The following is a 17,963-nucleotide window of genomic DNA, read 5'->3' on the forward strand; positions in this document are numbered from 1 at the left end:
CCCGTGCACGTTCCGGCCACCGCCGTCACCGCGTCCGCACCCTGAACAGCACCCCCGAGAGCCCCACCGCGAGCACCAGGATTCCCGTCGCCCACGCGAGCGCGATCCACGGGGTGTTGCCCACCGGCTGGTTCAGCAGGAGGCCGCGCAGCGATTCGATCGCCGGGGTGATCGGCTGGTGGTCGGCGAAGCCGTGGAGCCAGTCGGGCATGCTGTCGACCGGGACGAACGCGCTGCTCGGGTAGGGCAGGAACGACATGAAGAAGGTGAACCCGCCGGCCGCTTCCGGGGTTCTGGCGAGGAGTCCGATGGCCGCCGAGATCCAGGACAGCGCCGTGATGTAGGCGAGGAGTACGGCGGCGACGGCCGCCCAGCCGGCCGGGGTGGCCGCCGGGCGGAAGCCGATCAGGACGGCGACGCCGAGGACGAGGGTGGTGGAGACCAGGTTGCGTACGGTACTGGCCACGACGTGTCCGGCGAGCACCGGCGTACCGCCGACGTCCAGGGAGCGGAAGCGGTCGATGATGCCGCCCTTCATGTCCTCGCTCACGGCGACCGCGGTGGTGGAGGCGCCGAATCCCGCGCACAGGAGCAGGACTCCGGGGACGACGTACATGACGTACGAGTCGTAGGCGGCGCCCGTGTCGATCGCGCCGCCGAAGAAGTAGACGAAGATCAGCATCAGCATGATCGGCAGCATCATCGAGGTGATGACGGCGTCGACGTTGCGGCGGCTGATGCGCAGGCTGCGGCCGGTCATGACCGCGGCGTGGGTCAGTACTCCGGGTGCGTCAGACATGGGCGGGTGCCTCCGTGGTCTGTGCGGTGAGGGCCAGGAACACGTCGTCGAGGGTCGCGCTGTGCACGGAGAAGCGCTCCACGTGGGTGTGGTGCGGGTCGATCTCGTCGAGCAGGGCGCGGACATGGGATGCCGTGCCGTCCGTGGGCAGGCCCAGGGTCAGCGTTGCGGGGGAGTGGTGCACTGCGGTGGTGGCGAGCCGGAGGTAGGCCTCGCGGCTGGTGAGGACCACGTCGAGGCGGTGGCCGGACGTGTGCGACTTCAGTGTGTCCGGGGTGCCTTCGGCGACGATCCGGCCCTGGTCCAGTACGGCGATGCGGTCGGCCAGCTTGTCGGCCTCCTCCAGGTACTGGGTGGTGAGCAGCACTGCGGCTCCCCGGCCCGCGAGGTCGCCGACGACCTGCCAGAGCTCCCGGCGGCTGCGCGGGTCGAGACCGGTGGTGGGCTCGTCGAGGAAGAAGACGCCGGGCTCGGGCGAGCCGACCAGTCCCGCCGCGAGGTCGAGGCGGCGACGCATGCCCCCGGAGTACGTGCGGGCCGGGCGGCGGGCGGCGTCGGTGAGGCCGAAGCGGACGAGGAGTTCGTCGGCCCGCTGTCCGGCCTGCTTGCGTGAGAGGCCTGTCAGTCTCGCCGTCATCCGCAGGTTCTCCTCCCCGGTCTGGGCTTCGTCGACGGAGGCGAACTGCCCGGTGAGGCTGATCGCGCGGCGCGCCCGGCTCCGGTCGGCGACGACGTCGTACCCGGCGACGCGTGCCGTGCCGGAGTCGGCGGTGGTGAGGGTGGCGAGGATGCGTACCGCCGTGGTCTTGCCCGCGCCGTTGGGGCCGAGCAGTGCGAAGACGGAGGCGGAGGGGACCTGGAGGTCGATGCCGTTCAGGACGCGGACCCTGGCGGCCGGTCTTCCGTAGGACTTCGTGAGGCCGTGGGCCTCGATCATTGCGCCTGGCATGGGAGTCCACCCTTCTGCGTATGTCATACGCGTTACTGCGTAAGCATTACGCAAACCTAGGATGAAGGTCAAGGCAGGACTGGGAGAGGCGGCTTCGGGTGACGGAGAAGAACGGCGCAGCGGGCGGCACGGGCCTCCCGGCCAGCATCGAGGCCGCCTGGGGTCTGAGGGACCGCCCGGTCAAGGGGCCGAAGCCCGGGCTGACCCTCGACCGCATCGTCGCCGCGGCCGTGGCCGTCGCGGCTTCGGAAGGACTCGCGGCCGTCTCGATGGGGCGGGTCGCCAAGGACCTCGGCGCGTCCACGATGTCGCTCTACCGGTACGTGTCCGCGAAGGAGGAGCTCTACGTCCTGATGCAGGAGGCGGCCATGGGCGAGCCCCCGCCGCTGCCCGCCCTGGAGGCCGGGGAGGGCTGGCGGGAGGCGATCGGCCAGTGGGCATGGGCCCAGCGGGAGATGTTCCACCGCAACCTGTGGGCGCTGCGCATGCCGATCTCGGGCCCGCCCGCCAGCCCGAACTCGGTGGCTTGGTGGGAGCAGGGCCTCCAGGCGCTGGAGGACAGCGGACTGAACGAGGGCGACAAGATCTCCGTCATCCTCCTCATCGCCGGTTTCGTACGGAACGAGGCGCTGCTGATGAGCGACATCGCCGCGGCCGTCGCGGCGAAGGGCGTGCCCGCCGAAGAGGTGATGGCGCGGTGGGAGCGGACCATGGGCCGACTGGTCGACCCCGTACGGCACCCCGCGCTCACCAGGCTGATGGGCAGCGGTGTCATGAGCGAGCCGGACGACCCCGACTACGAGTTCGTGTTCGGACTCGCACGGCTGCTCGACGGGACCGAGGCCCTGATCCACCGGCAGCGCACGGAAGGCCAGGACATCAAGTCCGGTTGAGGTCGGGGGCGTACGCTTCATGGTCATGAGCGGAGAGAAGACCGGCCCGGTGGCGCTCGCGCCGACAGGTCTGCGCGAGCGCAAGAGGCAGCTGACCAGCCGGGCGGTCTCCGATGCCGCGATCGAGATGTTCCTGGACCGGGGCTTCGGCAAGGTCTCCGTGGCCGAGGTGGCGGCTGCGGCCGACATCTCCAAGCCGACGCTGTTCCGGTACTTCCCGGCCAAGGAGGACCTGGTGCTGCACCGGTACGCCGAGCGCGAGGACGAGGCTGCCCGGGTGGTCTCCGGCCGGGGCCCCGGTGAATCGCCCCTGGCCGCGCTGCGCCGCCACCACCTGGACGGTCTCGACCGGCGCGACCCGGTGACGGGGCTCTGCGACACCCCGGCGGTGCTGGCGTTCCACCGGCTGCTGTACGGCACCCCGTCCCTCGTCGCCCGGCTGCACGCGTACCGGGGGCGTTCCGAGAAGGCCCTCGCGCGCGCCCTGGGCAACGGGATGCCGGCGCGGCTCGCGGCGGGGCAGATCGTCGCCGTCCTGCGGATCCTCGCCGAGGGGAACTGGCGGCGGATCGACGCCGGGGAGAGCGCCGGGCAGGTGTACGGGAGTGCGGTGGCGGCGGCCGAGAACGCCTTCGTCCAGCTGAGGACGGGGCTGGAGCAGGTCAGCCGCTGACGGGCTGGTGCAGGTCAGCCGTTGGCGGGGCGCCCCTCGTCGCTCACGCGTCCGCCAGGTCGAGAGCGAACCCGAACGGGCCGTGCAGATCGCGCGGTTCACGGAAGAGCACCCCCGTCATCCCGAGGGCGACGGCCGCGTCGATGTTCTCCTGGCGGTCGTCCACGAAGAGGCACCGGTCCAGCGGCACGCCCGCGCGGGCGGCGGCGATCCGGTAGATCTCCGGGTCGGGCTTGGCCACGCCCTCGACGGCGCTGCTGACGACGTGGTCGGCCAGGTCGCCGATCCCCAACGCTGCCAGGTCGTCCTCCAGTTGCGGGGTCGCGTTGGTGACCAGGACGAGCGGCACCCGGGCCCTGACCCGTCGCAGCATGGCCACGACCTCCGGGTCAGCCCGGAACGGCGCCCGGGCGAGCGCCCGGCCCAGCTCACGGGCCCGGGCCTCGTCCACCCGGCCGACGAGTCCGGACACGATGGCCTCGACCCACTCGTCGGGGGAGATCCGGCCCAGGAGCAGCGGGAGGTCGGTCTCCGGGGCATAGGCGATCTCCTCGGTGGTGCCTTCCGGGAGGGCCCGCGGCCCGTTCCAGCGAGGCCAGGTGCGTCGTGTCGTAGAAGCGGATGACGTTGTCGAGGTCGCACAGGACCGCGTCACAGGGCCGGTCGGCCGGTTCCTGCGCGGCGGCGGACGAGGAGGCGAACGCGAGGATGTCGCCCACCGCATCGCCCAGTGCGGCGAAGCGCCGGTGCGCACCCGGCTGCGTGACCGGAGCGGCCGGGCCCGCCTGCGTGCCGCCGGTGGCCGGGGCGTTCACCGACCACACCGTCATCCCGGCCCGCAGCCCGGCCCGCACCCCGGACGGAGCGTCCTCGATCACCAGGCAGTCCTCCGGGCGGGCTCCGAGCCGCTCGGCCGCCAGCAGGTACGGCGCCGGGGACGGCTTGCCCTCCTCGACCGACGCGGCGTCCACGATCACCTCGGGCACCGGCAGTCCCGTACGGGCGAACCGGCCGCGTACCCGGTGCTCGTAGTTGGACGTGACCAGGGCCCAGGAGCCGGCGGGAAGGGCCGTCAGCAGTGCCGCGGCGCCGTCGAACGCGGTGTAGTCGCCGGTACGGACGTCCTCGTCCTCCAGTTCGTGCAGGAGGTCCAGGCAGGCGTGCGGATCCCGGTCCGGGGCGACCTCGGCGAAGGTCTCCACGGGCCGCGTGCGCAGCGCCGTCCGGTAGACCTCGTCGGGGTCGAGGCCGTGCCGCAGCGCCCATGTGCTCCAGACCCCGCGCTGGTTGTCGAGCGCGTCGATCAGGGTGCCGTCGACATCGAACAGCACGTACTTTCCGGGCACCTGCATGGCCGTTCTCATTCCGCCTCGGGGATGTCCAGGGCCGTTCCGTACAGGTGCGAGACCCGGATGCGGATCACCACGCGGCGCTCCGCCACGGCCTGCGCCAGGAAGGCGGCCTCGTCCGCCGGGTCGTCGAAGCCCGGCGTCAGGGAGAGTAGTTCACGCCCGATCGCGTCACCGGCCACGACCGACTCCTGCGACACCTCCGCCTCGCCCTCGGCCACCGCGAACGACCAGTCGTCAGCACCCCGGACGTGCAGTGAGGCGTGCGGATCCCGGCGCAGCATGCGCGCCTTCAGGCGGTCGGCGGTGGTGGAGACGCGTACCGTGCGGTCCTCGCCGGTCCAGCGGTACAGCACGGTCGACAGGTGCGGGTGGCCGGTGCTGCGGACGGAGGCGAGCACGCCGAACTGCCGTTCCCGCAGGATCTGTGAGAGCTCCTGGTCGGTGAGGACGCGGGGTGCGGGGCCGCTCTTCTCGTCGGATGTCTCGACGGCGTTCATGGACATACCTTTCAGGAGCGGGCGGGAGCGGGGCGCAGGACGAGGAGTGCGAGGGCGAGGGCGGCGACGAGCAGACCGGTACCGACGGTGAAGGCCAGTTGGTAACCACTGGTCAGCGCATCGGCCCTGCTGTGGCCTTCGGCCAGCAGCCGTTCGCTGCGGCCCGCCGCGAGTGTGGACAGCACCGCGACGCCGACGGCCATGCCGATCTGCTGCGTGGTGTTGAAGACGCCCGAGGCGAGCCCGGCGTCGTCGTCCCCAGCGCCGGACATGCCGAGCGCCGTCAGGGCGGGGAGGGCGAGCCCGAAGCCGGCGGCCAGGAGCATCACGGGGAGCAGATCGGTCACGTACTGAGCCTGTACGGGAACCCGGGTGAGGAGCCCGAGGGCGCCGATCAGCAGCAGGATCCCGGCGAGCAGGACGGCGCGTTCGCCGAACCGGGCGTTCAACCGCGCCGAGACGCCCAGCGATACGGCTCCGATGACGGCGGCGGCCGGGAGCATGGCGAGGCCGGTCTCGGCGGCGCCGTATCCGAGCACGTTCTGCAGGAAGAGCGCGACGAGGATCTGGAACGAGAACAGGGCGGCCACCATGAGGACCTGGACCAGGTTGGCTCCGGCCACGCTGCGGGACCGGAGGATCCGCAGGGGCATGAGCGGCGTCCGGGCGGTGGCCTGGCGGACGACGAACCCGACGAGGAGTACGAGGGTGAGTGCGCCGAGCCCGAGCGTGGGCGCGGAGGCCCAGCCGTACTCCTCGACCTTGACCACGGTGTAGATGCCGAGCATCAGGCCTGCGGTGACGAGGGCCGCGCCGATGACGTCGGCGCCGGCGGCGAGGCCGATGCCGCGGTCGGCGGGCAGGACGCGGCGGGCGATCAGGAGGGCCGTGATGCCGATCGGCAGGTTGATGAAGAAGATCCAGTTCCAGGTGAGCGCGTCGGTGAGGCCGCCGCCGAGCACCTGCCCGATCGACGCTCCCGCCGCGCCGGTGAACGAGAACACGGCGATGGCCCTGGCGCGTTCCCGTTGCCCGGTGAAGAGGGTCACGAGGATGCCGAGGCCGACGGCGGAGGCCATCGCGCTGCCGACGCCCTGCAGGAACCGGGCGGCGATCAGTATTCCGGGGGTCGCTGCCGCGCCGGCCAGCAGGGAGGCCGCGGTGAAGACCACGGTTCCGGCGACGAACATGCGCTTGCGGCCGATCAGATCGCCGAGCCGGCCGGCCAGCAGGAGCAGGCTGCCGAACCCGATCAGATAGGCGTTGACCACCCAGCTGAGGCCGGCGGAGGTGAATCCGAGGTCGCGCTGGATGGCGGGCATCGCCACGGTCACGATGGACCCGTCGAGGGTCATCATCAGCATCCCGGAGGCGATCACTCCGAGGGCCAGTCGGCGGGTGCGGGCGGTGGGCCCGGCGGTGTCGCGCGGCGGAAGGGGCGCAGTGACGGACATGGGTCTTCTCCTGTCGGAACGGGGTCGACAGGAGTGACCGTAGCAGATGGTTTTGTTGCAGACTATATTTAACGGTCCTACTGGCTGGGGCTAACTCTGCCCCTGGCGGGCGCGCCGGACCGGGCGGGGGTTCTCGACGGGGGTGGCCAGGTGCTCCTCGGCCAGCTGGTTCAGGGCCCGCAGCAGCGCGGCGCGGTCACTGTCCGGGAGTGACGACAGGGCGTCCTTGTGTACCTGGTCGACGATTCTCTGGCTCCGCACGGCGAGCCGGGCGCCCTCCTCGGTGACGGCGATGATCCGGGCCCGCCGGTCACGGCTGGACGGCCGCCGCTCGGCGAGCCCTGCACTCTCCAGGGCGTCCACGGTCACCACCATCGTCGTCTTGTCCATGTCGCCGATCTCCGCCAGCTGGATCTGGGTGCGCTCCCCCTCCAGTGCGTGGACCAGGACGCAGTGCATCCGTGCCGTCAGCCCGATCTCGGCGAGGGCGGCGGCCATCCGGGTCCGCAGGACGTGACTGGTGTGGTCGAGGAGGAAGGAGAGGTCGGGTGCGGTGCTGGCGGGCGTCATGGCGGTCATGTCGGCCAGCGTAACAATTCGGTCCGTGGCGGATCATCCGGAAGAGACGCACCATGTCTTCGGGTGCCCTGGCTAGGGGAGCGCACCCCGGAGAAGGGCGCGGGCGAACGGCTCTCCGGTGGCCTCCGCGTACGCCACCCGCTCCTTCACCTCGCGCAGGGTGCGCGGGCGGTAGCCGGGGCCGCCGCAGCAGCTCTTGTGGAAGCGGATCCCCGCGTGCAGGAGCACCGAGAGCGCACGCCACGCCGCGGTGTCCCGTCGGCGCGGCGGGGCGAAGGCGGACCCGACGTGGATCAGCGTCCCGGCGCAGCGCGGACAGACGCGCTCCCGGTCCCTGTCGTACGGCTGCTTGTACGAGGCCCGGCAGGGCAGGCAGACGTACGAGGTCTTTCCATGGGGCATGAGGGCAGCGTAGGGACTCGGTCCGGCGCGTTCGAGTCGTTTTCCCACCGGTTCCGCCGGGGCCCGGATCAGCGGCTACGCCACAGACGCCCGATGCGGCGACGGAGGCCGCGCCGCGGGCGGCGGGGCCGCACCGGCGACGCCTCCGGACCGCACTCGCCCGGACCACCCTCGCCCGGACCCCCACCACGTCGGCGCCCCCACGGATCGTCCGGCGACAGCATCGGCACCTTGCGCTCCGCCTGCGCCTGGATCTCGTAGTGGGCGTCATGAGCGGTCACCCTGAACGCCTCGTCGTACGAGGCCATGGCGGCACTGATCGCCGCGCCGGCGACACCGCGGCGGCGGACACGGGACGCCAGCCACGTGAAGAAGCCCAGGACCGCGGCGAGTGCCCCCGCGCCTACCAGGAGCGGCATGACCTCACTCATGGGCGCAGCCTACCCAGGGCCCGGAACGGGGCCCGCGGATCGCCTGCCGGCAGAACCCCGCCCCGGAGCACCGAACGCCGGGACGGGGCACATCCGCCGTGCCATGCTGGTGGGCATGACCCCCCTGGAGGACCTGGTGCGGCTGCGCCGCGTCCGGGACATGATGGACCGCGACTACGCGCAGCCACTGGACGTTCCGGCGCTGGCGAACGCCGCCCTCATGTCGCCCGGACACTTCTCCCGCAGCTTCCGTGCCGCCTTCGGGGAGACGCCCTACAGCCACCTGATGACCCGCCGCGTCGAGCGGGCGAAGGCGCTGCTGCGGCGGGGCGACCTCAGCGTCACGGACGTCTGCTTCGCGGTCGGATGTACCTCGCTGGGATCGTTCAGCTCGCGCTTCACCGAGCTGGTCGGAGAGAGCCCCAGCGCCTACCGGGCCCGCTCCCACGAAGCCGGCGCCGCGATCCCGGCGTGCGTCGCCAAGATCATCACGAGACCGGTCAGGAACGGAGAAGCGAATCGCGCCGCCGACTCGTAGCGTCGAAGCCATGAACATCAACCTCTCGCAGTGCTTCATCGCAGTCGACGACCACGACAAGGCGCTCGCCTTCTACCGCGACGCCCTCGGCCTGGAGGTACGCAAGGACGTCGCCTTCGAAGGAATGCGCTGGGTGACCGTCGGCTCGCCCGCGCAGCCCGGCGTGGAGATCGTCCTCGAACCGCCGCTTGCCGACCCCAACGCCTCCGAGGCCGACAAGCAGGCGATGGCCGAGCTGCTGGCCAAGGGCAACCTGCGCGGCGTGATCTTCTCCACCGACGACTGCGACGCCACCTTCGAAAGCATCAGGACGGCAGGCGGTGAGGTGCTGCAGGAGCCGATCGACCAGCCGTACGGCGTCCGCGACTGCGCTTTCCGCGACCCGGCCGGGAACATGATCCGCTTCACCCAGTCCCGTACGGCATAGGCAACGGCGGACCGTCGCCGACAGCTCCCCCGCATGCAGAGCCGGACGTACGTGCTCGAAGCCGGGCGGATCCGACCGGGTGACACCGGCCGGACCGCCCGGCGGCCCCGCCTCACAGATGGAGAGACGATAAGCATGGCCACGAAGAAGGACACGCAGTCGCCCGCGCTGCACGATGCCGACAGCCACGACCTGATCCGCGTGCACGGCGCGCGCGTGAACAACCTCCAGGACGTCAGCATCGAGATCCCGAAGCGTCGGTTGACGGTGTTCACCGGTGTCTCCGGATCGGGCAAGAGCTCCCTGGTGTTCGGCACGATCGCCGCGGAGTCGCAGCGGCTCATCAACGAGACGTACAGCACCTTCGTGCAGGGCTTCATGCCGACCCTCGCGCGGCCCGACGTCGACGTACTCGACGGACTGACGACCGCGATCAGCGTCGACCAGCAGCGGATGGGGTCCGACCCGCGCTCCACGGTGGGCACCGCCACCGACGCGAACGCGATGCTGCGCATCCTCTTCAGCCGCCTCGGGAAGCCGTACATCGGCTCGGCCAAGGCGTTCTCCTTCAACGTCGCCTCGATCAGCGGTGCGGGCGCGGTCACGGTGCAGCGCGCCGGGCAGACCGTGAAGGAGCGGCGCAGCTTCAGCATCACCGGCGGCATGTGCGCACGCTGCGAGGGCCGGGGCAAGGTCTCCGACATCGACCTCACCCAGCTGTACGACGACTCCAAGTCGCTCGCGGAGGGCGCGTTCACCATCCCCGGCTGGAAGTCGGACAGCCAGTGGACCGTGGGGGTCTACGCCCAGTCGGGCTTCCTCGACCCGCACAAGCCGATCGCCGAGTTCACCAAGAAGGAGATGCAGGACTTCCTCTACCGTGAGCCGGTCAAGGTCAAGGTCAACGGCATCAACCTCACCTACGAGGGGCTGATCCCCAAGATCCAGAAGTCGTTCCTGTCCAAGGACAAGGAGGCGATGCAGCCGCACATCAGGGCGTTCGTGGAGCGCGCGGTCACCTTCAGCAGCTGCCCCGAGTGCGACGGCACCCGACTCAACGAGGGCGCCCGCTCCTCGAAGATCAAGCGGAAGAGCATCGCCGACGCCTGCTCCATGGAGATCAGGGACCTTGGCGACTGGGTGCGCGGCATCGAGGAGCCGTCGGTGGCGCCGCTGCTCCTCGCGCTGCGGCAGACCCTCGACTCGTTCGTGGAGATCGGCCTCGGCTACCTCTCGCTCGACCGGCCGGCGGGCACGCTGTCCGGCGGCGAGGCGCAGCGCGTGAAGATGATCCGTCACCTCGGCTCCTCGCTCACGGACATCACGTACGTCTTCGACGAGCCGACGATCGGGCTGCACCCGCACGACATCCAGCGGATGAACGGCCTGCTCCTGCAGCTGCGCGACAAGGGCAACACGGTGCTCGTTGTCGAGCACAAGCCGGAGGCCATCGCGATCGCCGACCACGTCGTCGACCTCGGTCCCGGCGCCGGTACGGCGGGCGGCACCGTCTGTTACGAGGGCAGCCTCGAAGGGCTGCGGTCCAGCGGCACCGTCACCGGCCGCCATCTCGACGACCGGGCCTCCGTGAAGGAGACGGTGCGCAAGGCCACCGGTGCCCTGAAGGTCCGTGGCGCGAAGGCGAACAACCTGCGGAACGTGAACGTCGACATCCCGCTCGGCGTGCTCACCGTCATCACCGGTGTCGCCGGCTCCGGCAAGAGCTCGCTCGTACACGGCTCGATCCCGGCCGACGAGGGCGTGGTGGCGGTCGACCAGGCCCCGATCAAGGGTTCCAGGCGCAGCAACCCGGCAACGTACACCGGACTGCTCGAGCCGATCCGCAAGGCGTTCGCCAAGGAGAACGGCGTGAAGCCGGCGCTGTTCAGCGCCAACTCCGAGGGCGCCTGCCCCACGTGCAACGGCGCCGGCGTCATCTACACCGACCTGGCGATGATGGCCGGCGTGGCCACCACCTGCGAGGACTGCGAGGGAAAGCGGTTCGACGCCTCGGTGCTCGACTACCACCTCGGCGGCCGCGACATCAGCGAGGTGCTCGCGATGTCGGTGACCGAGGCCGAGAAGTTCTTCGGTGCCGGTGAGGCGCAGACTCCGGCCGCCCACAGGATCCTGGAGCGGCTCGCCGACGTAGGCCTCGGCTACCTCACGCTGGGCCAGCCGCTCACCACGCTGTCCGGCGGCGAGCGGCAGCGGCTCAAGCTGGCCACCCACATGGGTGACAAGGGCGGCGTCTACGTCCTCGACGAGCCGACCACGGGCCTGCACCTCGCCGACGTCGAGCAGTTGCTCGGTCTGCTGGACCGGCTGGTCGAATCCGGCAAGTCGGTGATCGTGATCGAGCACCACCAGGCGGTCATGGCGCACGCCGACTGGATCATCGACCTCGGTCCGGGCGCCGGCCACGACGGCGGCAAGATCGTCTTCGAGGGCACACCGGCCGACCTCGTCGCCGACGGCTCCACCCTCACCGGGGAGCACCTCGCGGAGTACGTCGGCGCCTGACCGGACACGCGCGGACGCCCGCAGCACAGGCGGAGACAAGGAGGTGGAGCCGGCACGGCCGGTTCCACCTCCTGTGCGTGCGGCGTGACCGACCCACGGGCGTGACCGACCGGGGGTGGCGATTCCATCAACTGGGCACGGGTGTCAGGCAGTTCGATGCCCGGGCACGCCAAGCAAACCTGGGCTCCGGGTCGGGTTCGGGGGAGTTCTCACCCCGTGGCAGGAGGCTGATCACTCCTCTCCACTCTCAACATATAGCGCACCGGGGGGCTTGCGGCAAGGCCCGGGGCCTGCCGCAGAATGACCGGCCGAGGCCAGGACCTGCGGACACCAGGTATGCGCGAAGTGCCTCTCCTCCGGTCGAATGGAATGGGCGTTCTGAATGATTGACGTGATCGTGGTCGGCGGCGGACCCGCCGGCCTGATGCTGGCCGCCGAGTTGCGGCTGCACGGCGTGCACGTGGTCGTGCTGGAGAAGTTGACCGCGCAGACCGAGCAGTCCCGGGGGCAGGGCCTGCACGCGCGCAGTGTCGAGGTGATGGACCAGCGAGGCCTGCTGGACCGGTTCCTCGCGGTCAGCGAGAAGTTCCAGGTCGGCGGTCTTTTCGGAGGCATCACGAAGCCGTGGCCGGACGGGCTGGACACGGCGCACCCGTACGGTGTCGCCACCCCGCAGCCGGTCACCGAGCGGCTGCTCAACGAGCACGCCCTCGACGTCGGCACGGACCTCCGCCGCGGCTGCGAAGTGGTCGGGCTGAGTCAGGACGAGGACGGGGTGGGCGTCGAGCTGGCGGACGGTACGCGGCTGCGTTCGCGCTACCTCGTCGGGTGTGACGGCGGCCGCAGTGCGGTGCGGAAGCTGCTCGGCGTCGGCTTCCCCGGCGAGCCCGCCAAGGTCGAGACGCTGCTCGGCGAGATGGAGGTGACCGACGATCAGGAGACGATCGCCGCTGCCGTCGCGGAGGTCCACAGGACCCAACTGCGGTTCGGTATCGCCCCACCCGACGAGAACGGGGTGTGCCGTGTGGTCGTGCCCGCCGACGGGGTGGCCGAGGGCCGGGCGGCCGAGCCGAGCCTCGACGACTTCAAGAAGCAGCTGAGGGCGTACGCGGGCACGGACTTCGGTGTCCACTCGCCGCGCTGGCTGTCCCGGTTCGGCGACGCCACCCGGCAGGCGGAGCGCTACCGGGTCGGCCGGGCGTTCCTGGCCGGCGACGCGGCGCACATCCATCCGCCGACCGGCGGACAGGGGCTCAACCTCGGTGTGCAGGACGCGTTCAACCTCGGCTGGAAGCTGGCCGCGGCGGTCAACGGATGGGCCCCGGAGGGGCTGTTGGACAGCTATCACGTCGAACGACATCCGGTGGGCGCCCGCGTGCTGGACAACACCCGGGCACAGATCACGCTCCTCGGGGCCGATGCGGGGGCGACCGCGCTGCGGGAGCTGTTCTCGAAGCTGATGGACTTCGAGGAGGTGAACCGGTACGTGACGGGGATGATCACCGCGGTCGACGTCAGCTACGACTTCGGGGAGGGCCACGAACTGCTCGGCCGGCGGATGCGGGACGTGGAGCTGAAGCAGGGGCGCCTCTACGAGCTGATGCGCGGCGGCCGCGGGCTGCTGCTCGACCGGACCGGCCGGCTCTCGGTGACGGGCTGGGCGGACCGGGTCGACCACGTCGTCGACGTCGGCGGGGAACTCGACGTGCCCGCTGTGCTGCTGCGGCCGGACGGCCACGTGGCGTGGGTCGGTGACGACCAGCGGGACCTGCTCGGCCGGCTGCCGAAGTGGTTCGGCGCCGCCGCCGGCTGAGCGTCGGCCGAGGCGCGGCAGGGGGCGTCGGGGCGGGGCGCGGCAGGGGGCGGTCGGGGCGGGGCGCGTGACGGCCTCCCCGCCCCGGTCAGCTGCTGGTGGACTCAGTTCCGGATCAGCCCGCCTGCCGGGACGGGAGCGACGTGGCCCGTCGGCGGCAGGGTCTGTGCCAGGGCGAGGCCGATGTCGACCAGCGATGACCGGTACAGGCCGGCGACGTCGGGAAGCGGCGTCCAGACCGACTCGGTGGTCTCGCCGTTCGGCTCGGGCCGGAGTCGGCCGCCGGTGATGCGGACCTGGTAGAAGATGCCGACGTTCTGGTGGTCCCGTTCGCCGGGGGCGGTGCGTTCGGCGGCGGGGATCACTCTTGAGTCCACGCCCAGCAGGCGTTCGACCACGGCGTCGCAGCCGGTCTCCTCGGCGACCTCCCGGATGACCGCGTCGAACGGGTCCTCCCCGTGCTCGACCATGCCGCCGGGAAGGGACCAGTTCCCTGAGAAGTGGTGGGCGAGCAGCACCCGCCCGTCCTCGATGCACACGGCGTACGCCGCAAGTCGGAAGCTCATACCCGTACCTCCCCACCCGGACACCGTCTCCATGCCTGAGTGGCGGGGTGAGGTGTCCGTGCCCTGTAGGAGTGGCGGAGAGCGGCGCCTCCGACCAGGAGCCCGTCGGTCGGAGCGGGACGCTGTGAGTTGTCAGCCGTTCTTACATTCCCGACCCATGTACCCAGTGGCCTGGGAGGGCGGCACAGAGTGACTCCAGGTCGGCGAACGTACGACCCCGGACGTGCAGCCAGCTGCGATCACCCAGTCCGTCGAGCCGCAAGAGCTTCCCCGGTGCGGAGAACCAGCACACGGGTGACTCCTCCTTTCCCGTCCACATCGGGTACTCGGGGAACTCCACCCGCGCGAACCGGGTCGGCAGCTCCCGAATCAGGCCGGCGGGAAGCTCGCACGCGTTGTAGAGCCGCCCTCGGCCGCCCAGCAGTGTTTCGCTGAGTACGAGCTCGACGCAGGCCAAGGAGACGCGCTCCAGGAAGGGGATCCAGCCATCGCGGGACTGGACGAACACCGGCGGATCGTCTCGGTCGAGGTCCCGCAGCCGCACCCCCCAGAGAGCACACCCCTGGTTCTCGTTGCGGAAGACGAGCACTCCGCCGAACTCGTCGTCCACGAACAGTTCGGAAGGCTGCAGCAGCGGGTCCTGGTTGCCGGTGAGGTCGTGACGCGTACCGAGAAGCGCGTACGCCTCGCGCAGCGCGGTCGGCAGCGCGAGCCCCAGCGTCCCCTCGGCCCGCTCCAGCTCCTCCGCCCGCGTACCCGCGCCGTCGGTGAGCGGTTCCGCCCAGGCTGCGGCGAAGTCACGGACGAAGGCCCAGGCGTGCGCCCTGACGGGTGTCCCGCCGCGCAGAGCCCGCGACACGTCGAACTCGTCAACCATGCCGTGGACCGTACAGGCCGGTCAGCGTCGTGGGGACTCCGCCAGGGCGTTCGCCGGGATCGCCGCCGACCCGCGTGGTCCCGAACACTTTTGCAAGCAGGCGCTTGCAATAGTTAGCAAGGGTGTTGCACTATCGAGTCATGGCATCACTCAACGTCGGCAATCTCGGCGAGTACCTGCGTGAGCAGCGGCGTACCGCGCAGCTCTCCCTGCGGCAGCTCGCCGACGCCGCCGGAGTGTCCAATCCGTATCTCAGCCAGATCGAACGCGGCCTGCGCAAGCCGAGTGCCGAGGTTCTGCAGCAGGTCGCCAAGGCCCTGCGGATCTCCGCCGAGACGCTCTACGTGCGGGCCGGGATCCTCGACGAACGGGAGCGGGAGGAGCTGGAGACGCGAGCGGTCATATTGGCCGATCCGTCGATCAACGAGCGGCAGAAGAACGTACTGCTGCAGATCTACGACTCCTTCCGCAAGGAGAACGGTTTCGACGTCGTGCCCGACACCGGCGCCGAGGTACACGGTGGCGCGGATGCGGGGAGCAGAATCGATGCCGACGCGGAAAGCGGTGCCGGTGACAAGAACGGCGCCGGTACGGATGCCCGCGGCCCCCGCACGGCCGGCGGCAGTGACGCAGACACACCTCTGAACTGACTTCTGATGATCCGGGAGGACCACAGTCATGGCCATCACCGATGACCTGCGCAAGACCCTCACCGACCGCACCCCCTTCTACTTCGCCGCGGGTACGGCCGACCTCGCCGTCGAGCAGGCGCGCAAGGTTCCGGCGCTGATCGAGCAGCTGCGGGCCGAGGCGCCCGAGCGGATCGAGGCCGTGCGCAACACCGACCCCAAGGCCGTCCAGGAGAAGGTGGCCACGCAGGCCAAGGAGGCCCAGGCCACCGTTCAGGCGAAGGTGACCGAGGTCATCGGGGCGCTGGACACCGACCTGAAGAAGCTGGGCGAGAGTGCCCAGGACCTGGCGCTGCGGAGCGTGGGCGTGGCCGCCGAGTACGCGGTGCGTGCCCGTGAGACGTACGAGAAGGTCGCCGAGCGCGGCGAGAAGACCGTGCGGACGTGGCGCGGCGAGGCGGCCGACGAGATCGTCGAGATCGCCGCCGTCGTCGAGGCGGAGCCGAAGTCGGTGCCGAAGCAGAAGTCCGAGGCGGCAGCCCCCCAGACGAAGCCGGCGCCTCCGGCCCCGAAGAAGGCCGCGCCGAAGCCCGCCGAGGCCAAGGCCGCGCCCGTCAAGAAGCCTGCGCCGGTGCGCAAGCCCGCGGCGAAGAAGACCACTCCGCCGTCCGCGAAGTAGCGGGGGTTCCGGGACGGCCGGGAACGGTCCGGGCACCTTTGTGGGTGGCCGGGTCGTTGTCCCGGTACCTTGGCCGCGAGGCGCTCATCCACTGACTAGGCGGTGCTCACCATGCTGCTCGAAGCATTCGGCTCGTTCCTTCAGATGCTCTACCTGGGCATGCTCGTCCTGGCCGTGGTCGCGCTGATCTTCGCGGCGACCGCGCGCGAGGACGCCTACCGGGCGGCGGACAAGCAGAAGAAGTCCTTCTGGCTGATCATCCTCGGGATCACCGTCTTCGTGAACCTGATCATCCCGATCCTCTTCCTGCAGATCGCGGGCGTGATCGCGTCCATCGTCTTCATGGTGGACGTACGGCCGGCGATCAAGGCGGTGACGGGCGGCGGAGGCGGCCGCGGCGGTTCCAGCAGCGACGGACCGTACGGCCCCTACAACGGCGGGCGCTGAGCGCTCGCGGGTACGGCCGAGCCGGGGCGGGAGCGCGCAGCGCTCCGGCCCCGTCCGCGTATCCGGGCCTCGTCGCGGTCGAGCAGCAGGACCGCCACGTCGTCGGTGAGCTCGCCGCCGTTCAGCTCCTGCACCTGGGTGACCGCTGCTTCCAGCAGCGTCTCGCCGCCGAGTCCCCGGTCGAGCTGGCCGTTGACCATCGCGACCATGCCGTCCTGGCCGAGCCGCTGGGTTCCCTCGGGTCCGACGCGCCCCTCGATCAGCCCGTCGGTGTACATCATCAGGCTCCAGGAGCCGCCCAGCTGCACCTGCCGTCGTGGCCAGCGGGCGTGCGGCAGCAGGCCGAGTGCCGGGCCGCCGTCCTCGTAGGGGAGCAGGTGCGCCGCCCGTCCCTGGCGTGCGATCAGCGGTGCGGGGTGCCCCGCGAGGCAGAGACCCGCGCGCCGGCCGTCGGGTGCGATGTCGACGGTGCAGACCGTCGCGAAGATCTCCTCGCTCTGCCGTTCGTGCTCCAGGACCTGCTGCAGCGTGGAGAGCAGTTCGTCGCCGCAGAGCCCCGCCAGGGTCAGCGCCCGCCAGGCGATGCGCAGCTCGACGCCGAGCGCCGCCTCGTCCGGGCCGTGCCCGCAGACGTCGCCGATCATCGCGTGGACCGTGCCGTCCGGCGTGCGGACCGTGTCGTAGAAGTCCCCGCCGAGCAGGGCGCGGCTGCGCCCCGGCCGGTAGAGGGCGGCGAAGCCCAGGTCCGATCCCTGGAGGAGGGGAGTGGGCAGCAGCCCGCGCTCCAGCCGGGCGTTCTCCTGGGCGTGCAGCCGGGATTCGGTCAGCTGGTGCTGGGCGATGTCCGCGCGCTTGCGCTCCACCGCGTACCGGATGGCACGGCTGAGGAGGCGCCCGTCGAGTTCGCCGCGGAAGAGGTAGTCCTGGGCGCCGACCCGTACGGCCTCGGCGGCCCGCTCCGCGTCGTTCTCCGCCGTGAGGGCGAGGACCGCGTGGCGCGGCGCGATGCGCAGGATGTGTTTGAGGGTGGCGAGCTCGTCCGGGTGCGCGGAGCCGTCCTTGGGGGCGTCGGTGCGTGCTCCGGTGGGCAGGGCCAGGTCGAGGTCGAGCAGGATGCAGTCGACGTCGTCCGTGAGGAGCCGCCCCGCCTCGGTGAGGTTGCGGGCGGTACGGACACGGACCCGGGTCCCGGCGGCGGACGGCAGCTCGGGGACGGTGAAGGTGCCCGCAGGGTCGTCCTCGATCACCAGGAGGGTGAGGTCGGCGCCATGGGTGGTCTCCGCAGCGGGAACAGCACGTTGCTGCGGTACGGGTACGGGCATCGGTTCGGGTTTCCTTCCCTCCCCCCGAGGGCGCGGCGGGACGACGATCGACGACCCGCCAGACCGGGACGATAGCGGGCCGCGGCAGGGGAACGGAATGGCGCTCGAAGATC

Annotated in this window: 19 protein-coding genes and 2 pseudogenes; 9 read left to right on the top strand and 12 right to left on the bottom strand. The window is 71.0% G+C overall.

Features of this window, described 5'->3' with window-relative positions:
• Positions 1-25: 25 nt before the first annotated feature.
• On the bottom strand, positions 26-799 hold the full coding sequence (locus ABZS61_RS26590; RefSeq protein WP_356426253.1) for an ABC transporter permease: 774 nt from the start codon (positions 797-799) through the stop codon (positions 26-28).
• The gene (locus ABZS61_RS26595) at positions 792-1,748 is read right to left on the bottom strand and encodes an ATP-binding cassette domain-containing protein (protein WP_356426256.1); all 957 of its coding nucleotides are present in this window, start codon (positions 1,746-1,748) and stop codon (positions 792-794) included. Before ABZS61_RS26595 ends, ABZS61_RS26590 begins: the two co-directional genes overlap by 8 nt.
• Positions 1,749-1,846: 98 nt before the next feature.
• Here ABZS61_RS26595 and ABZS61_RS26600 point away from each other — a divergent pair, with 98 nt between their 5' ends.
• Both ABZS61_RS26600 and ABZS61_RS26605 read left to right on the top strand, forming a co-directional pair.
• A complete protein-coding gene (locus ABZS61_RS26600) occupies positions 1,847-2,641 on the top strand; it encodes a TetR/AcrR family transcriptional regulator C-terminal domain-containing protein (protein WP_356426259.1) in 795 nt (264 codons plus the stop codon).
• A 19-nt stretch (positions 2,642-2,660) separates the two neighbouring features.
• Entirely contained in the window at positions 2,661-3,314 is a 654-nt protein-coding gene (locus ABZS61_RS26605) for a TetR/AcrR family transcriptional regulator (RefSeq protein ID WP_356426262.1), read from the top strand.
• A gap of 43 nt (positions 3,315-3,357) precedes the next feature.
• On the opposite strand, the pseudogene ABZS61_RS26610 reads toward ABZS61_RS26605, so the two are convergent.
• From ABZS61_RS26610 to ABZS61_RS26640, 7 genes and pseudogenes are all read right to left on the bottom strand, one after another.
• Positions 3,358-3,958 (bottom strand): annotated as a pseudogene (locus ABZS61_RS26610) (HAD-IA family hydrolase).
• Between the two features lie 51 nt (positions 3,959-4,009).
• Positions 4,010-4,678 (bottom strand): annotated as a pseudogene (locus ABZS61_RS26615) (HAD-IA family hydrolase); the annotation flags it as partial.
• Entirely contained in the window at positions 4,675-5,163 is a 489-nt protein-coding gene (locus ABZS61_RS26620; RefSeq protein WP_356426265.1) for a TIGR03618 family F420-dependent PPOX class oxidoreductase, read from the bottom strand. The pseudogene ABZS61_RS26615 and the gene ABZS61_RS26620, both read right to left, overlap by 4 nt.
• Positions 5,164-5,174: 11 nt before the next feature.
• Positions 5,175-6,617 (bottom strand): MFS transporter, encoded by a 1,443-nt coding sequence (locus tag ABZS61_RS26625; protein ID WP_356426268.1) that lies wholly within the window; start codon positions 6,615-6,617, stop codon positions 5,175-5,177.
• A 90-nt stretch (positions 6,618-6,707) separates the two neighbouring features.
• Positions 6,708-7,196: a MarR family winged helix-turn-helix transcriptional regulator gene (locus ABZS61_RS26630; RefSeq protein ID WP_356426271.1), complete on the bottom strand. Its 489-nt coding sequence runs from the start codon at positions 7,194-7,196 to the stop codon at positions 6,708-6,710.
• Between the two features lie 72 nt (positions 7,197-7,268).
• Positions 7,269-7,598 carry a deoxyxylulose-5-phosphate synthase gene (locus ABZS61_RS26635; RefSeq protein WP_356426274.1) on the bottom strand — a complete coding sequence of 110 codons (330 nt, stop codon included), beginning with the start codon at positions 7,596-7,598 and terminating at the stop codon, positions 7,269-7,271.
• Between the two features lie 68 nt (positions 7,599-7,666).
• Entirely contained in the window at positions 7,667-8,029 is a 363-nt protein-coding gene (locus ABZS61_RS26640) for a hypothetical protein (RefSeq protein ID WP_356426277.1), read from the bottom strand.
• A 115-nt stretch (positions 8,030-8,144) separates the two neighbouring features.
• On the opposite strand from ABZS61_RS26640, the gene ABZS61_RS26645 reads away from it, so the two are divergent.
• The 4 genes from ABZS61_RS26645 to rox all read left to right on the top strand — a co-directional run bounded on the left by ABZS61_RS26645 (position 8,145) and on the right by rox (position 13,330).
• On the top strand, positions 8,145-8,567 hold the full coding sequence (locus ABZS61_RS26645; protein ID WP_356426280.1) for a helix-turn-helix transcriptional regulator: 423 nt from the start codon (positions 8,145-8,147) through the stop codon (positions 8,565-8,567).
• A gap of 10 nt (positions 8,568-8,577) precedes the next feature.
• Positions 8,578-8,994, top strand: a complete 417-nt coding sequence (locus tag ABZS61_RS26650) for a VOC family protein (RefSeq protein ID WP_356426284.1) — start codon at positions 8,578-8,580, stop codon at positions 8,992-8,994.
• A 135-nt stretch (positions 8,995-9,129) separates the two neighbouring features.
• Positions 9,130-11,517 (top strand): excinuclease ABC subunit UvrA, encoded by a 2,388-nt coding sequence (locus tag ABZS61_RS26655; RefSeq protein WP_356426287.1) that lies wholly within the window; start codon positions 9,130-9,132, stop codon positions 11,515-11,517.
• A gap of 382 nt (positions 11,518-11,899) precedes the next feature.
• On the top strand, positions 11,900-13,330 hold the full coding sequence (rox, locus tag ABZS61_RS26660) for a rifampin monooxygenase (RefSeq protein ID WP_356426290.1): 1,431 nt from the start codon (positions 11,900-11,902) through the stop codon (positions 13,328-13,330).
• A gap of 104 nt (positions 13,331-13,434) precedes the next feature.
• On the opposite strand, the gene ABZS61_RS26665 is transcribed toward rox, so the two are convergent.
• Together ABZS61_RS26665 and ABZS61_RS26670 are read right to left on the bottom strand one after the other, a co-directional pair.
• A complete protein-coding gene (locus tag ABZS61_RS26665) occupies positions 13,435-13,896 on the bottom strand; it encodes an NUDIX domain-containing protein (protein ID WP_356426293.1) in 462 nt (153 codons plus the stop codon).
• Between the two features lie 142 nt (positions 13,897-14,038).
• Entirely contained in the window at positions 14,039-14,773 is a 735-nt protein-coding gene (locus tag ABZS61_RS26670; protein WP_356426296.1) for an SMI1/KNR4 family protein, read from the bottom strand.
• Between the two features lie 140 nt (positions 14,774-14,913).
• On the opposite strand from ABZS61_RS26670, the gene ABZS61_RS26675 reads away from it, so the two are divergent.
• The 3 genes from ABZS61_RS26675 (at position 14,914) to ABZS61_RS26685 (ending at position 16,528) form a co-directional block, all read left to right on the top strand.
• Positions 14,914-15,423: a helix-turn-helix transcriptional regulator gene (locus ABZS61_RS26675; protein WP_356426299.1), complete on the top strand. Its 510-nt coding sequence runs from the start codon at positions 14,914-14,916 to the stop codon at positions 15,421-15,423.
• 28 nt (positions 15,424-15,451) lie between these two features.
• Complete coding sequence (locus ABZS61_RS26680; protein WP_356426303.1) at positions 15,452-16,081, top strand: hypothetical protein; 630 nt, start codon at positions 15,452-15,454, stop codon at positions 16,079-16,081.
• Positions 16,082-16,192: 111 nt separating this feature from the next.
• Positions 16,193-16,528, top strand: a complete 336-nt coding sequence (locus ABZS61_RS26685; RefSeq protein ID WP_356426306.1) for a DUF2516 family protein — start codon at positions 16,193-16,195, stop codon at positions 16,526-16,528.
• Here ABZS61_RS26685 and ABZS61_RS26690 read toward each other — a convergent pair.
• Entirely contained in the window at positions 16,510-17,850 is a 1,341-nt protein-coding gene (locus ABZS61_RS26690) for a fused response regulator/phosphatase (protein WP_356426309.1), read from the bottom strand. The genes ABZS61_RS26685 and ABZS61_RS26690 overlap by 19 nt on opposite strands.
• Between the last annotated feature and the right edge of the window lie 113 nt (positions 17,851-17,963).

The sequence above is a fragment of the Streptomyces sp. NPDC005566 genome (genome assembly GCF_040605575.1).
Lineage (GTDB): Bacteria > Actinomycetota > Actinomycetes > Streptomycetales > Streptomycetaceae > Streptomyces.